The organism is Rarobacter faecitabidus (assembly GCF_006716265.1).
GTDB classification, from domain to species: Bacteria; Actinomycetota; Actinomycetes; order Actinomycetales; family Cellulomonadaceae; genus Rarobacter; species Rarobacter faecitabidus.
This window is the reverse complement of record NZ_VFOS01000004.1, coordinates 55363-72922: the sequence shown is the minus strand read 5'-3', so window position 1 is coordinate 72922 and position 17560 is coordinate 55363. Positions and strand designations below refer to the sequence as shown.

Here is a 17560-nt window from a genome sequence, read left to right as displayed (position 1 = left end):
GCCTGCCGACCCGGTTCAGAAAGGACACTCAGGTGAAATTCAGCAGGAGGGGCTTCCTCGGAGCCGCCGTTGGCACAGCCGCTGTGGGGGCTATTGCAGGAGCCGCAGGTCAGGGATACGCCTCTGGCAAGGACAGCCGCGCCATCCTTAGCACGTCAGATCCGTTGGCAGAACTCATCACCCCCATTAGTAACGGTTGGGTCTTGGAGAACGATTCCATTAGGGTGCAGGTCTCCACAGCATCGGGATCCATCACCATCACGAGCCTGTACAACAAGCTCGCGGGAACTGAATACCAGACCGTCGCGAATGGCCGAACGCTTTTCGAATACGAAGTCCGGCCGGAATCGCAAACGTCGTCGACGGTCCGTGCGGACGATGGTGGATGGTCCATCGGCCAGTATCGATTCGTTCCGTTGAATATGACACTTCATTCCGGCATACAGCCTATAGGCCGGGCGATCGAGGTGGACCTTACGCGGACGAATGCCGCAATTCCGCTCACCGTGACTGCGGTGTTTGAGGTGTACGAGGGCGAAACGGGCATTCGCTTTCTGACGCGTCTGAAGAACAATGCGCCGTCGGCCAAGCTCACCATCGTGAACTCGGTGGTCATGGCGATGGGCTTCGCGAACGCCGCGCACACGCTGCACTACCCGCCAAACTCGTGGTGGAAGTCGACGCGTGGCGCGCTGTCTCCTGCGCCCGAGGACACCTCCCACCCAGGCCGGGCGGCAGAGGTCCCCAAGAAGGTCATTTGCGTATACGACAGTGGCGACGGCTGGTCCTTCAGCCCTGAACTTAACTGGAAGACCCAAAAGGGTAAGGGTGAGTTCAACAGCGCGAACCAGAGCATGCTCCCACCGTGGGCCTCCATTAACGCGTGGAGCGGGATGCAATACATCCACCTCAAGACCAACCCGGAATCGCTGCAACTCGTGCTGTTCCCGGGGGAGACCTTCGACTATATTGCCGTGAACATCACCGTGTTCAAGGGCGACCTGGTTGATGGAAAATTCGCAGACCAGATGCACTTCCGCAAGCGCTTCCGCTATCACGACACTGCTGCGATCTTCAACACCAACGACTGGGATCACCGCGACCGCGCTGGCTATAACAACTACGACAACCCCAACGACATCATCTACGGCGTAGAAAACTTCTACTACACTGACGCCATTCCGAAGGCCGAACAAGCCGGATTCGAAATGGTCATGATGGACGACCACTGGAACAAGGATCGGGACACCCTCGAACTGTCCCCGGGCCGTGTCCCGGCCATCGGAAGTTTTGACCAGTTCACCACCACGCTGCGAGGCAAGGGGTTGCTCTTCGGGCTCTGGTTCAGTCTGTGTGGTGGAAACCATAATCAGGGCCGTGACTTGGCTGACCCGGCCAACATCGCCTTCAAGAAGGCCCAGATTAAGGAACTCATCGAGGAACACGATCTTGCTCACCACATGATCGACCTCACCGAATACTGGCAAAACTCCTCCGTTACCAGTTATTCGCACCCCAGCGACAACGTGTACCGCAAGGCAGTTTTGTCGCGGAACATGCTGAATGAGATTTCGGACGAATACCCACAGTACCGTCCCAAGATCACCTCCGAGTTGGATATCTTCCCCAGCCAGACTGACCGCAGCACCTCTCTGATTCACATCCCCCACAATGGGTGGAACACGGCCGGATGTGGCGTCACGGGTGAGGACCTGAGTATCCGCACGGCTATTGTCCTGTTCGGCCATCTGCCAGTCGAGGCAACGTACATTAACTCCGGGAAGATGACCGGCCGCATGGAGGACTACTACTCCTACATGTATGCCCGGAACACGAAGTTCGCAGAGGACCCATCGAACCCGAACAACTGGCCGCAAGCTCACATCGAGCTGATGGGTGTGTTCAACCAGTGGCGTCGCAGCCCGCGCGTACACGCCCTCACGAGCGAAATCCTGCGCCCCGTTTTCTACGGCGAGGGTTGGGACACTCGCTCCGACTGGGACATTATGGCCGGACCGTACATCTGGATGTACACGGACGACGACCGCAAGGAAGCGCTGGTTATCGCCACCGGCAAGATGGGCTATCGCCGGGGTGTATCTGCCGATCTGCGATGGCTCGACGCGGACCACAACTACATGGTCTCCGACGTCACCATTGACGACACTGGGGAACACACGTACGCGTATCGCGGGACCTTCGCGGCTAATGCGTTGCGTGCGCCCGGTCTGCCCATCGACCTGGATGAGAACACGACGCGGGGCAAGGCCTTCTGGGTTCGCCGGGTCGAGGGCCGCAATCTCCAGGTTGCATACGAGGACGAGTTCATCACGTCGGTTGAGGTCAAAGCGACGCGTCAGAGTGCGGTCGTCAATGTTGTTGGTGTGCCGAACAAGTCGGTCACAGTGATGGTTGTGGACCCCATCCGCAATATCGGTAAGCCGGTCAGTGTCGCGCTCAACTCGAACGGGCGTGGCTTCGCGACCGTCCTCGCTTCGGCTCTCTTCCCGCCCGTGGTATCCCGGTCGCGCTTCGTCAACCCGACGATGATTGAGGCGGAATCTGCTGGCTTTGCCATTGACTCGGCTGCGCAAGAATGGCGCAAGGTGGACGAGGGCTACGCGTCTGGTGGCGCTTGGGTGTTGGCAACGTTCACGGCTGACGGTCAGTGGATGGAGTTCACCACGAACGTACCCGAATCCGGTTTTTATCGGGTCGATGTTCACTACAAGTCGAACGAGAGCCGTGGCAAGAGCGCGCTCCTGCTTGATGGCACTCAACTCGGTGAGACTTACAACCACTACTACACGATCGGACGTTACCCAGGGCAAGAATTCCGCGAACGAAGCCATGGGCTGAAGCAGATCTCGGCTGGTGAGCACAAGTTCCGGTTCGTTTGTGCTGGCACGTCCGGTTCGAAGCGAGAGATTGGTGTCGACTACATCAAGCTCACGCCGTCGGTCCGCAAGACGTGGCAGCGCTTCGAGGCCGAGGCAGCGTATTCGGCGGCATCGGCTGGCACGGGAGTCGAGAACGTCAGCGATCCCGTTGCAACGCCTGCCAACTCCGGCACCTGGCACAAACTGAACGCGTCGCAGGCGGGGAACTGGGTAGAGTACACAGTCAATGTGCCCGCAGCGGGTCGCTATCGCGTGCAAACGACGATCAAGCGCCATGCCCAGCGCGGGCAGTACAAACTGCTGTACAACGGTTCCCAAGTCGGCGGAATTACAGATCAATTCCTGCCGACCAATCTCGGAACTTATCAGTACGCCGAAATCGACGAGGGCGTCATTAACGTGGCTGCGGCCGGTCCGGTCACACTGCGGTACGAAGTCACTGGTAAGGCGAGCGCAGCGACCGGCTACCTACTGGCGACCGACTCGATTGTCATGATCGCCGAACCGTACATCGAGGTGGACGAACAGATCACCGTTCCACTGTGGGCGTCCGTCACCCCCGTGGTGCAGCTGCGCGACTTCGTGGCTCAGTATGCAAGCTTGTCGGACCTGGTTTGGTCCATCGTTGATGCCCCAAGCCGCGCCATTGTGACACTCGATCCGGATGGACGTATCTCCGCAATCGGCCGCGGAACGGCGCACATCCGAGTCGAATCGGTGTACGACGACAAGATTGCGACAGACATCACAATCACGGTGCCGTGAATCTGACGTAGTGCAAGCGGCCTGCGAGAACTCTTGTTTACGCAGGCCGCTTCTTACCTCGCGAACCTCCGTGTTCGTTGTATGTGGAATGAGCCGCACGATTTCCACAGCGTGGCTAGCAAGAAAGACTCACTGATGAAGAATATGTTCCGAGGAACACGCCTCGCAGCATCATCGCTCCTAGCGATTGCCTCCCTCATCGTCGGCAGCGTTGCATCTGCACCGGCCGTAGTGGCGAGCGAGTTCACCCCAACCGCACTGACGCAGAAATCGTCCGTGATTGACGGCTGGGTGGGAGCGTGGGGCACTGCCATGACCGACGGCGAAGCTCTGGGCGATTGCACCAACGATTGCACCATCCGGAATACCGCGACGATGAGTATCGCCGGAACCCAGGTGCGGGTGACCATCAGCAATCGCTATGGGACGCAGCCACTCACGGTGGGACATGCGACAGTGTCGAAGCCAACCGGCGCGGGTTACGCGAGCGCAGTTGTCGGATCGGTAGCAGACATCAAATTCAGCGGTTCGCTCACTGCGGTGATTCCCGCTGGACAGGAACTCGTTAGCGACGCGCTCAGCTACTCCGTGGTGGCGGGCCAGGATCTGCACGTCAGCGTGTACACCCCTGGCGCTGTGCCTAAGTTCACTCGTCACCCCAGCGCGAACCACGACACGTTCCGTGCGTCGGGCGGTGACAAGGCTGGCGTGACCACCGGTGCATCCTTCACTGCCAACAACGGCAGTAACTACCTCGTTTCCGGCGTTGACGTTATGAACAGTGAAGCGACAGGGACAATCGTCGCGCTGGGCGATTCCATCACGGACGGCATCGGCTCCAGTCACAAGAAGAACGACCGCTGGACCGACCGGTTGGCCTACCGCCTCCAGTCGCTGACCGGCGGCCCCAAGTATGGCGTCGTCAACGCTGGAATCAGCGCCAATCGAGTCCTCATCAGCAACTCAAGCGGAGCCGGTGAACGCGCGGTGGACCGCGCCGCTTGGGATGTTTTCAACAAGCCCAACGTCAAGGTGCTCATCCTCTTCATGGGCATCAATGACATACAGCAGGACCCCAGCCAGCTTGACGCGAACCAAATCGCTGCTGGCCTGAAGTCAATAGCCGACGAGGCGCACTCGCGTGGCATTCGAGTCGTGGGCGGAACCATCACACCCTGGCGCGGGTGGGGAACCTACACGACCCAGCGTGAAGCGACTCGTGTCGCATTCAACACCTGGGTACGCGGCCAAGCTGTCACGTCGGGAACTTTCGACGCCATCGTCGATTTCGACGAGGCGTTGCGCGACGCTGCGGACCCCACCAAGATCGTTGACGCCTACGATTCTGGCGACGACCTTCACCCAGGTCCGCTCGGATTCTCAGCCATGGCATCGTCTATCGATCTCGAAGCTCTGCTCGGCACCAACCCGCACGACGACGGGGACTGGGTGGGTGCCTGGGGTGCGCCACCTGCGGAAACCAGCACGTATAACAATTGCACCGACTGCACGGTACGCACGCCCATGCACCTTAGCGTTGCGGGCAACGGCGTGCGGGTCGTTCTGTCCAACGTCTTTGGGCAGCAGCCACTCACAGTGCAAAGAACGACGGTGGCTCATGCCACCGCGCCCGGATCACCGAGCGCACAAGCAGGGTCCATCGTGCCCGTGACGTTTGGCGGAAGCCAATCCGTCACCATACCGGTCGGTGAACAAGTTGTTTCTGACCCGGCAGACCTGGCGGTGACTACCGATCAAGACCTTCTCGTCAGCTCCTATGCGCCAGGCAGCCCGAGTTTCGACCGGCACGCCGAGGCTAAATACCCGACCTATCGATCAAGCGGTCAGGGGGACCAGTCGGCCGCCACTGCCGGAAGCGCATTCCAGGCAGGGTCCGACGGTGCCACGTTCCTGGTCACGCGCGTCGATGTCCTCAACCCCACTGCTGCCGGATCAATCGTCGCATTCGGCGATTCGATTACCGACGGTGTCGGCGCCAACAGGCAACTCAACGAACGCTGGCCCGACAGGCTCGCCGAACGCCTGAATGAACTCGCGCCCGAATACCGGGCTGGCATCGTCAACACCGGCATCGGGTACAACCGCATCCTTGTTGACAACGACCAAGGCTCCATCGGAGGTCAATCCGCGATCAAGCGCTTCCAACGCGACGTGCTGAATGTGCCCAACGTAAAGACCGTCGTCATCATGGTGGGAATCAACGACATCCAGGGATCGAACGTTCTCGATGCCGGACGAATCTCCGCTGGCCTGCGCGCCCTGATCACCGCGGCACGCGCCCAAGGCGTGCGTGTTGTAGGGGCCACGCTCACACCATGGCGGGGAGCACCCGGATACAACAACGATCGCGAGAACACACGCCAGCAAGTCAACTCCTGGATCCGCAGTTCGGGCGCCTTTGATGCTGTCGTCGACTTCGACGCTGCTACCGGCAACGTCGGCGAACCGGCAAGGTTCTACCGCGCCTACGATTCGGGCGATGCCATCCACCCATCTGCGGCGGGCTATCGCGCCATGGCCTCGGCCGTCGACCTCGCGCAACTGGGACTTTATGAATCCCCGGGCGCACTCGATGTCTCCTTCGCTTCGAACCCGCCCTCGGGTGGGTCGGCAACCGTCACCGCGCGCTTTTGGCCCGCGGCGGCAGGCGACGGGAAACTCGTCCTCAAACTACCCGCGGGGTGGACCACAAACGGCACACAGACCGTGGACTTAGGCCCTGTCACCCCCGGCGGATCCCTGACTGCGCGTTGGCGTATCAACGTGCCGCAGACCTCGGAATCACAAGAGCAGATCGTCGTGAGCGCCAGCGTTGACGGACGCGTTGCGTCCGCGGCCAAGACAGTGACCATCAGTTCGCGGCCGCTCGCGGGGACGGTCAACGTGTCGGACTTGACCTTCACTTCCACGACAGTTGGGTGGGGATCGCTGCACCGCGACGAGGACATGGACGGTGGCCCGATAGACATCGGTGGCCAGACTTTCGCCAAGGGCCTCGTGGCAAATGCCGCCGCCGAGATCAAGATTTCCCTCACCACCGGCGCGTGCACAACGTTCGCCACAACCGTGGGTGTCGACCCGAACCACAACGGATCGACCGAAGGCAGCGTCACTTTCGTCTTCTTGCTGGACGGCAACGTCGTCCAAACTGTTGGCACCAACGCTGCGCCCATCACGGCCAGTTCCCCCGGCACCCCGGTCAGTTTCAGCGTCGCAGGTGCCGCGGAACTCACGCTACGCGCGACCGACGCCGGTAACGGCGCTAACTCCGACCACGCCGCATGGGGCAACCCGGTATTGACCTGCGGCGAGGAACAATTGCCCGCAACACACGCTGCGCTCAGTGTTTTTCCTGCGACGCCCGGATTATCCGGCTGGTACACAGGGGATGTCATCGTGAGCGCGAGCGGCACGGGTGGCGACGGTGACCTGTACACCGAAATCGAGTCGGCAGGGGCGTGGGCCGAATACCTAACCCCGGTGGGAGTACCCCAGGGTATCCACCACTACGCGGCCCGGGCCACGGATCGATGGGGGACTGTGTCCGAGGTTGCCTCGCTGACGGTGCGCCGCGACAGTGTTGCACCGACCGTGTCAGCGACGGTTGCGGACGCGACCCTCACGCTCGTCGCACACGACGACACGTCCGGTGTGGCGACCATCGAATACCGCCCCGACGGCACTGGCGCATGGACTGCCTATGCCGGACCTGCGCCCCTTGCCGAATCGACGCGTAGCGTCGCGTTCCGCGCGACCGATGTCGCAGGCAACACCTCAGCCGTTGCGACGGTCACAGTCAGCGGTGGCGGGACTGATCCCGGGACCGACCGGGTGACCCCGGCCCTCAGCGTGACGCCGGCCAAGGCCAGTGCAAAGTACGGGAAGTCGGCTAGCTTCGAGGTTCGCGTCCATGCCGCATCGGTCGTGCCAACGGGCACCGTGAGTGTTATCGCCGGAGGTAAGACTCTTGCCACGGCTGCGGTTTCCGGTGGACGCTCCCGCCTGGTCCTGCCGAAGACGCTGAAGGTTGGTCGCCACGCGCTGGTTATTCGGTATTCGGGCGACGCCAAGGTCTTGCCCGCCACAACGACCGCCAACGTCGCAGTGGCACGCGCCAAAGCGAAGGTGAAGGTGAAGATCGCGCACGTCGGATCGAAAGCATCGAAGCGCGTGCGGATCACCACAAAGGTGACGGCTGGCAATGGTGTGCGCCCGCAGGGAACCGTCCGGGTGACAGTTCACTTGGGTAAGAAGAAGGTCGTCACGAAGAAGTTCAAAGCGACGGCGAAGAAGAACAGCAAGGCTGTCACGCTCAAGTTGCCCCGTGCGGGTCGGTACAAGGTCACGACGAAGTACCTCGGCTCGCAGACAGTGGCACCAAAGTCGGCGGTCAAGCAGTGGCGACTTCGCTAAGTCCGCGGGCAAATCTCGAAGAATTTTCATTTGCAATGACGCAAGGAGACAAAGATGAAGAGCGTTAGGAAACTGCGGGGTGCGCTGCGGCGTGGCCTAGCGATTACCGTTGCCGGGGCGTGTGCGCTGGCCGGGGCGGTAGCAGGCCCGGTAGCGGTGGCGGCCGCCCAACCTGCCGCCCCAGTGCAGCAGGCCGCCGGCGATGATTGGGTCGCCGCGTGGGGCACGGCAATGGGTTACGGCTCAAACTACGGCGACTGCAACACCAACTGCACTATTCGCAACACCGCCAGGATCAGCCTCGGTGGTGACCGCATTCGCGTGAAACTGTCGAACGCATTTGGTGACGTGCCCATGACAGTGGGGCACACCACGGTTTCGCGTCCCGTGTCCGTCAACGGCGTGAGTTCTGTCGCCGGGTCGGTGATGAATGTGACCTTCGACGGCAACGCGTCGGTGACGATCCCTGCCGGCCAAGAGGTGACGAGCGACCCCGTGGCGTTCTCCGTGTATTCGGGCGAGGACATTCACGTGAGCGTCTACACGCCCGGTTCTGTGCCCAAATACACACGCCATTCCAACGGGCTCCACTCCACCTACCTGTATCCGGGTGGTGACCAGACTGCATTCACTACGAACACTGAGTTCCCCGGCGTCACGTTCCCCAAGAGCACAGGAACGAACATGACCGTCAGTGGGGTCGACGTAGAAAGCGCCGCTTCGCCGGGATCAATCGTGATGTTCGGAGATTCCATCACGGACGGTAACGGATCGTCTTCGGACAACGCGAATAACCGCTGGCTGGACAAGCTGAGCCTGCGGTACCAATCGATGGCACCGAGCGAACAATGGGGCATCGTGAACGCGGGCATTAGCGGTAATCGCATCCTGCTGTCGAACTCAGACGCGACGTTCGGCCCGGCCGGTATCGACCGTTTCCAGCGGGACGTCCTGGATCGCGCGGGCGTTAAGGCAGTCGTCCTGTTTATGGGCATTAACGACATTCAGCAGACGCCGAACCAGACGGACCCACAGGCCATCATCGATGGTCTGACCCAGATGGCCAACGCGGCACGCGCCCAGGGCATTCGAGTCGTTGGCGGCACCATCATGCCGTGGAACAACTTCAACAACGCGTACACCACGCAGCGTGAGGCAGTTCGCACCGCGGTCAACACCTGGATCCGCACGACCGCCGTTCAGACCGGAACGTACGACACGTTCATCGACTTCGATGCGGCGCTGCGGGACCCAAGCGATCCGACGAAGCTGCTGTCGGCGTACGACTCCGGCGACCACATCCACCCGAGCACGCTGGGCCACCACGCGATGGCCCTCGCTATCAACCTGAACGACCTTGCGGGCACGACCCGCAACGATGGCAACTGGGTCGGCGCTTGGCAGTCGTCCTCGGCGCACGGCGATTCGACGTTCGGAAGCTGCACGGACTGCACCATCCGCAACGTCGCCCACCTCAGCCAGGGCGGAACTGGCGTGCGCGTCGTCGTGTCCAACACGATGGGGCTCAAGCCGCTCACGGTCCAGAGCGCGACCGTGTCGCTGCCCGTTTCACCCGGATCGGCTGACGCCATTCCCGGCTCCATTCGTCCACTAACGTTCAATGGGCAGACCGGGGTGGTCGTGCCTGCGGGCGGGACGGCCTTGTCCGACCCGGTTGCGATTGATGTGACCGGCGACGCTGACCTGCAGGTTTCGACCTATCTGCCGGGCACGCAGTACTTCGATCGTCACGCGTCGTCACACCACTGGACCTATCGTTCCAGCGGTCAGGGTGACCAGACGGCGACGGCGAGCGCATCGCCATTCAGCAATGGCAAGGACGAATCCACATACGTGGTCACGCGAGTCGATGTCCTCAATGAGGACATCGCAGGCAGCCTGGTGGTCATGGGCGATTCGATCACGGACGGTAGCGGTTCGTCGTTCGGTACAAATTCGCGTTGGTCTGACGAGTTGTCCCGGCGCATTACGGAACTGCCTATTGCGAAGCAAGTGGGAATCGCGAACGCCGGCATCGGCGGGAACCAGATTCTGCGCAGTTCGGCGCGCGATGCGACGGGTGGCCCATCGGCCATCAACCGCTTCCAGCGCGATGTGCTCAACGTGCCGAACGCCAAGACGCTGGTGATGTTCGAGGGTGTGAACGATTCACAGATCGGCAATGAGACTGACCCGGAGCGGATCAAGGCGGGCCTGCGTGCCATCGTCCAGTCTGCTCACGCGGCGGGACTTCGAGTGGTCGGCGGAACGATTCTGCCGTGGAAGTCGGGCTCTAGCCTGTACACACCGGCACGTGAGGCGAACCGGCAGTCGGTCAACACGTGGATTCGCATGTCCGGAATCTACGACGCGGTGGTTGACTTTGACGCGGTCACCCGCAACCCCGATGACCTGGAGCGGTTGCTGCCAGCCTACGATTCAGGTGACGGGGTACACCCATCCGACGCGGGCTTCGAGGCCATGGCAAACGCCTTCCAGATGGCGCAGCTGTTCGATTTCGAATCGCCGGGCACTGCCCAGCTGACAGTTCCTGCCTCGGTTCCGGGTGGTGGCCAGGTCACGATCCAGGGCGACTTCACGGCGGCGAAGGCTGGTTCCGCGAAACTGACGTTGCGCCTGCCCGAAGGCTGGACGGCGCTGAGCCCGCTGAGTGTCGATAGGGGTTCGGTTACCGCGGGTCAGACTGTGACATCCTCGTGGCGCGTTCAACTCCCTGCGAACGCCCAACGTCAGGCCAGCGTGCTCGTTTCGGGCTTCGTGGATGGACTGCCTGCCTCCGATGCAACAAACGTGCAGATTCTGGAACGCCCGCTTTCCGGAAGTGTGAATCTGGCTGACGTGACCATGACGCAGAGCAGCGTTGGTTACGGGACGCTGCACATCGACGAGGACATGAACGGTGACACGATCGATATCGCTGGAACCGTGTATCCGCGCGGCTTCGTGGCGAATGCTGCGGCGCAGATGACATTCAGCCTGCAGGCCGGTGCCTGCACGTCCTTCTCGACAACGGTCGGTGTCGACCCGGGAGCGACGGGATCGACAGCCGGTTCGGTAACTTTCGACTTCCTGGTCGACGGTCAGTCGGTGCGAACAGTTGGAACGAATGCATCGCCCATTAAGGCGTCGTCGCCTGCCACAAATGTTGTCATTGACATCACTGGTGCCACGACCCTGGTACTGAAGGCCACAGACGCGGGCGATGGCGCGAATTCGGATCACGCCGCGTGGGGCGCCCCGACGCTATCGTGTGGGGCCTGGCCGTATTCGACGCCGCAGACGACGATCACGACGTCCCCCGCATCGCCTCAGGCAAGTGGTTGGTTCACCGGCCCTGTCACGGTTGCCGTGAGTGGCAGCGGTGGAGATGGATCGCTTTACACCGAGGTGAGTCACGACAACGGTGCGTGGACTGAATACGCTCAGCCCGTCGTAATTGACGAGGGCGTTCACGAGGTCGCTGGACGCAGCACTGACCGTTGGTCCGTATCGTCCGCCGTGAACGAGGTCACGATCAAGCGCGACACGGTCAAGCCTGAGGCGTCCGCCGTACTGGTTTCCGGAACGCGCAATGTTTCGATATCGGCTACCGACGGCACGTCGGGTGTCGGTCAGATCGAGTACCGCACCGCTGGTGATTCGGCCTGGGAAACGTACTCGGCTCCTGTGGCCGTGGGAGACGCGGCGGTCGTCGTGGAATTCCGGGCAACAGATGTCGCGGGCAACGTGTCGGACGTCCAGTCATTGAGCGTGAGCGCGGTCGATCCCGGTACTGATCCCGGTACGGACCCTGGTACCGATCCGGGCGGTGATTCCCGTGCGGCATCGACGTTGACCGGAAGCATCGTTAGCCGCGCGCTGTACGGACAGGCTGCGAGCGTCAAGGTGGCGGCCACTGCCGAGGGCAAGATTCCGACGGGCAGCGTGGAGGTACGAAGTGGCGCCACCGTATTGGCACGCGGCACCCTGAGCGGCGGCGAGACGACGATCAAATTGCCGCAGAACCTTCAGGTCGGTTCGCATCGTCTCACCGTCAACTACCTGGGAGATGGCGCAGTACGTCCGGGCGAGGCGCCGCTTGCACTCGCCGTCGCCAAGTCACCGGTCAAGGTAAAGGTGACGGGCAAGAAGGTGCAAAAGACCGGCAAGGCGAAGAAGAAGCTCAAGGTGAAAGTGGCGTTGAACACCCAGACCGGTACCGCACTGTCGGGCAAGGTTAAGGTCGTCGTCAAGCGCGGCAAGAAGGTCGTGGCGAAGCGAACTCTGACACCGCGTGGAGGTTCGTGGAAGAAGTCGCTGACCATCAAAAAGCTGCGCAAAGGCAAGCACACGGTGACTGTGAAGTTCGCTGGTTCTTCGACCACTGCGGCGGCATCCGGAAAGCGGACTATCCGTCTGAAGTAGTGATGGCGCAATGGCCCTGGCGCGGCGGTTCGAATCCGCCGTTGCGCCAGGGCCATTGGCGAAATCCGAGGCAGGTTGCTTGTTACCTCGGTTTCGCGAAATGACGATGTTCTATCCTGCGCGATTGTGTGGGATGTGACGGCTTAACTCAATGACGAGAGGCTTTGTGATGGTGAAGAATAGGTCGCTTAGGGGCATTGCGCGGTTGACCATCGCAGCGCTCATCGGTGTAGGTATCGCCGTGCCCACGGCGACGAGCGCGCAGGCGTGGACAGATCCGACAAACGGGTATCCCGAATGGAATAACAACATCGGTATCTTCGATGTGAATTCGCAGGCCCCGCACGCAACGCTCATGCCATACGAGTCGCTCGATAAGGCCCTGGTGGGGGATCGTACCGATTCCGTGTTCCGGCAGGACTTGGACGGTACGTGGAAGTTCCTGTTCGCGAACCAGCCGGCTCAGCGAAGCCTGGACTTCTTCAACCCTGCAGTGAGTTCGACCTCGTGGGACGACATTCACGTTCCCTCGAACTGGGAACTGCCCTCGTCGAACCCGCAGGGCACGCGCTACAGCCGCCCGCAGTACAACAACTGGTACTACCCGTGGTGGGACGCCAACGGCGATGACGGAACGGGTGCAGAGAACGCCCAGCCGCCGTATGCGCCGACCAAGGTCAACCCTGTCGGCCAGTACAGGCGTACGTTCACCGTGCCAAGCGGCTGGAACGGCCGACGCACCTTCTTGCACTTCGAAGGTGTCCGATCGGCGTTCTATGTGTGGGTGAACGGTCAGAAGGTCGGTTACCGCGAGTCGTCACACGATGCCTCGGAGTTCGACATCACCGACTTTCTGCAATCCGGTGAGAACACTGTTGCCGTCGAAGTGTACAAGTATTCCGATGGTGCGTGGTTGGAAGATCAGGACATGCTCCGCCTGGCTGGCATCTTCCGGTCGGTCTACTTGTTCTCCACCCCACAAGTGCATCTGCGAGATTTCTTCATCACCACCCCCGTGACCTCGAACTTCACGCAGGCCTCGGTCAACGTCGCGTCCTCGGTGCGCAACTACGGTGTTCCGGTCACAGGAACCTATACGGTATCGACTCAACTCTATGACGCCGACAACCAGCCGGTCTGGGGCACCCCGCTCGTGACGAACCACAACCTTGCCAGCGTCGCGGTCGGGAACGACGTCACTGCGAACATCGGCAAGACGGTACCCAACCCGAAGTTGTGGTCCGCTGAGAAGCCGTACCTGTACACGGCAGTGATGGAGCTCAAGGATCCAGCGGGGAACGTGACTGAACGGCTCTCCTCGCGCGTGGGCCTCCGGGATTTCGCTATGAGCGACGGCCTGATGAAGATCAATGGCAAGCGGATCCAGATCAACGGTGTCAACCGCCACGAGATGTCGGCTGACACGGGAATGGTCATCTCGCGCTCGGTCACGGAACGTGACATGCAATTGATGAAGAAGTCCAACATCAATGCGATTCGCACTTCCCACTACCCGAACGATCCCAGTTTCTACGAACTGGCGGACGAGTACGGGTTCTACGTCATGGACGAGACGAACCTTGAAACGCACGGCATCCGAGGCGACGGTTTCCCCGGCTACAAGCCCAACTGGCTGGCTGCCGTCATGGACCGGACCAAGCGGATGGTCCACCGCGACAAGAACCACGCGTCGGTGATCATCTGGTCATTGGGCAACGAGGCGGGCGACGGCCCCAACTTCGTCTCGCAGCACGACTGGATCAAGTCGTTCGACCCGTCCCGGCTGGTCCATTACGAGGGCAACTCGGGCCCTCAGTACTCGGACATGCGCTCGGAGATGTATCCGAGCGTCCAAACGGCCCGCAGCAAATCTCAGGAATCTGGGGCGCGCCCCTACATCCTCGTCGAATTCGGGCATGCCATGGGTAATTCCCTCGGCAACCTGGTCGACTACTGGGAAAACGTCCGGAACTACCCCCTCGCGCAGGGCGGCTATATCTGGGATTTCGTCGACCAGGCACTCCATGAGCCGGTCCCCGCGACGAAATCGGTCGATATGGCAGGCTCGGCAGGACTCACAGGGCAGTTGTCGACTGGTGCGACCGTCACTGGAACGGGCCTGGTCGGTTCACTGTCGCTCAAGCAGTCCGCCGCGACGAACTTCTCCGGATCGTTCACCGCCGAGGCATGGGTGACCCCCCATAGCGGCGGAAACGATCACCAGGTCATCATCGGCAAGGGCGACAACGAGTGGGCGCTTAAGACCAATGACCGCGGGGCAAACGGCGAGATCGAGTTCTTCGTCTACTACGGAGGCGACTGGCATTCCGCACGCGCGGCTCTCCCCGGAAACTGGGTGGGGAGCGAACACCATGTCGTCGGCTTGTACGACGCTTCAACGAATCAGGTGCGTGTGTACGTCGACGGCGCGCAACTCGCGGCCGCCAGCGCCACTACCCGTCCGGCGCGTTCCTCGGCGAACATCGGCGTTGGAATCGATGCCTCGTCCTCGTCCCGTATGTTCGATGGCCCGATACGTATCGCGCGGGTCTACGACCGCGCTTTGACCTCAACTGAGATTTCGGCAACCTCGCCGGCCTCTGACAGCGGATTGGTCGCTGGATTCAATGCGGCGTCGGCGAACGTGGTGACCACGCAGCCGCCAGCGGGGGCAACCTACCTCGCGTACGGCGGCGACTGGGGCGACAACCCGAACGATGGCAACTTCTCGGGCGACGGAATCGTGGGCGCTGACCGGAAGCCGACGGCCAAGTCCGAGGAGACCCGCGGCGTGTACCAGTCGGTGCAGATGTCGAAGACCGTGACCAACGGTCTGGTCAACTTCAAGAACGAGTTCCTGTTCACGAACGTGAACGAGTACGAGGTGAAGTGGTCGCTCCTCGAGGACGGTGTCGCAGTGACGCACGGAACCGTGCCGGCTGCCGATCTCGATATCGCTCCGCTCGCTTCGAAGCAGGTCAGCATCCCCGTGACGCTGCCCGCCACCGTCGTTGCCGGAGCCGAGTATCTGCTCAACATCGATGTCGTGCTCAAGTCTGCGACGAAGTGGGCCCCCGCCGGTTACGAGATCGCTCGCACCCAGGTGCCCTATGACGTGACGGTGCCGGTGGCCCCCAACGTCCCGAGTGATGTTATCCGCCCCGTCGCGGTCTCCAACGGAGCCCAGCAGGTTGAAGTCACGGGTAACACGTTCTCCGTGACCATCGACAAGACAACCGGAGTCATCACGTCGTGGAAGTCGAAGGGTGATGACATCGTCAAGGAGGGGCCGCAGCCGAACTTCTGGCGTGCGACAACCGACAACGACCTGCACACCCAGTATGAGGAAAACGGCGCAGACTGGCATTACGCGGGTGATGACCGTACGGTGAGCAATGTCACCGTCACACCTGCTGGGGATGGCAAGTCTGTGGTCGTCAGTGTCTCGGGAATGCTCCCGACCGGCTCGGCGAACTCGTCGTACTCCACGACCTACACGGTGCATGGCAATGGGGCGATCGACGTCCGTAACCAGATGCTTCCCGGCTCCAGTTCGCTCGGCTACATCCCCGAGGTCGGGACGATCATGGAACTGCCGGGGTCCTTCGAGCAGGTCACCTACTACGGCCGGGGCCCGTTCGAGAACTACATCGATCGACGAACCGAGTTCCGCGTAGGCCGCTATCAGGGCACCGTGAGCACGATGGGTGACACCAACCTTCGTCCGCAGGAGCAGGGTGAGCGCACCGACACCAGGTGGGTTGCCCTGACGAATGCCCAGGGCAAGGGGCTGCTCGCGACCTCCGCGTCCACCATGGAGTTCAATGCCTCGCACTACCGGCCGGACGACCTGTCCGGAGCCCGGCACGCGTACGAACTCACGCCCCGTGACAACACCGTCCTGCGCCTGTCCTACGCTCAGATGGGCGTGGGAGTAGGCAGTTGCTTCGACCACGAGGTGCTCGATCATTACAAGCTGTTCGCCAACCGGGACTATGACTACACGTATCGGTTGCAGCCGATCAACGATGTGGCGGATGCCGCTAGGATTGCCCGCCAGGTCATCGGCGGTGCCGGTATGGGCGCGCGGGCGGCTGTGGACGCCAACACCGTGGAGGCGGGATCTGCGATCGGCGTCAGCGGCAGCGGGTTCCTGGCGGACGAGTCCGTCGATGTGAAACTGGCGGCGACGATTGCGACGCTGCAGGCTGACGGCGAGGGCAATGTGAGCGGCAGCGTCGTGATCCCTGCGACTACCACCCCTGGTACCTACTCGCTCACCCTTTCGGGTGCGGAGTCGGTGCGTACTGCCACCACTGCGGCATTCTCCGTCACGCCGAGGATCGATCCGGGTACCGGGCCGAAGGACTCGTACATTGGCGTGATCGCCCCGGCGAAGGCCGTGGCAGGCAAGGCCTTCGTGGTAAGGGTCAAGGCCAGCGGGCCCGGCACCGCTGGGATAGCGGTGACGGGCGCGGTGAAGGCTGATCGAGCGATCACGCTGAACTCGGCAGGCGAGGGCTCGCTGACTGTGACGCCCAAGAAGGCGGGCAAGATCGTCGTGGCGGCACAGATGCTCGCCTCCGCGACCGTCAAGCCGTCCGTGGCCAGGCCTGCGATCATCACGGTCACCAAGACAAAGCCCAAGGTGAAGGTCACGATCAAGAAGTCGACCGCCTCCCGAATCCTCAAGGTCAAAGTGAAGGTGACTGCGCCGGGACTCAGCCGTGCAGGCAAAGTCATCGTCAAAGACGGCAAGAAGGTCATCAAGCGGGTCAAGGTCAAGGCCTCGGGGACGAAGGCGGTCACCGTGAAATTGCGCGCCGGGATCGGCAAGCACAAGGTGACCGTGACGTTCAAGGGGAACAAGGCACTGAAGAAGGCGTCGCAAAAGCGCACCGTGCGGTTGCGCTGACTCGTGGACGTCAAGTGAAGCGTCGGCAGCGGTGAAACCGCGCTGAGGCCATCGGATCACGCCAGGGACGTGGTGCGGCCATCGAGGCCGTCGCCATGTCCCTGGCGTCGCTTTCCAACGT

4 protein-coding genes are annotated in these 17560 nt (G+C 61.7%); all 4 read left to right on the top strand.

Annotated elements, in window-relative coordinates:
• Positions 1-32 precede the first annotated feature (32 nt).
• The 4 genes from FB461_RS10525 (at position 33) to FB461_RS10510 (ending at position 17439) form a co-directional block, all read left to right on the top strand.
• Complete coding sequence (locus FB461_RS10525) at positions 33-3665, top strand: hypothetical protein (protein WP_142121882.1); 3633 nt, start codon at positions 33-35, stop codon at positions 3663-3665.
• Positions 3666-3800: 135 nt separating this feature from the next.
• On the top strand, positions 3801-8099 hold the full coding sequence (locus FB461_RS10520) for a GDSL-type esterase/lipase family protein (protein WP_170222718.1): 4299 nt from the start codon (positions 3801-3803) through the stop codon (positions 8097-8099).
• Positions 8100-8153: 54 nt separating this feature from the next.
• The gene (locus tag FB461_RS10515) at positions 8154-12524 is read left to right on the top strand and encodes a GDSL-type esterase/lipase family protein (RefSeq protein WP_142121879.1); all 4371 of its coding nucleotides are present in this window, start codon (positions 8154-8156) and stop codon (positions 12522-12524) included.
• Positions 12525-12729: 205 nt separating this feature from the next.
• Positions 12730-17439 (top strand): glycoside hydrolase family 2 TIM barrel-domain containing protein, encoded by a 4710-nt coding sequence (locus FB461_RS10510; protein WP_211349905.1) that lies wholly within the window; start codon positions 12730-12732, stop codon positions 17437-17439.
• The last annotated feature ends 121 nt before the right edge of the window (positions 17440-17560 follow it).

Bases quoted from the DNA above. Each gene is read 5' to 3' on its own strand.
- FB461_RS10520 (WP_170222718.1), top strand. From the start codon at position 3,801: ATGAAGAATATGTTCCGAGGAACACGCCTCGCAGCATCATCGCTCCTA.
- FB461_RS10515 (WP_142121879.1), top strand. From the start codon at position 8,154: ATGAAGAGCGTTAGGAAACTGCGGGGTGCGCTGCGGCGTGGCCTAGCG.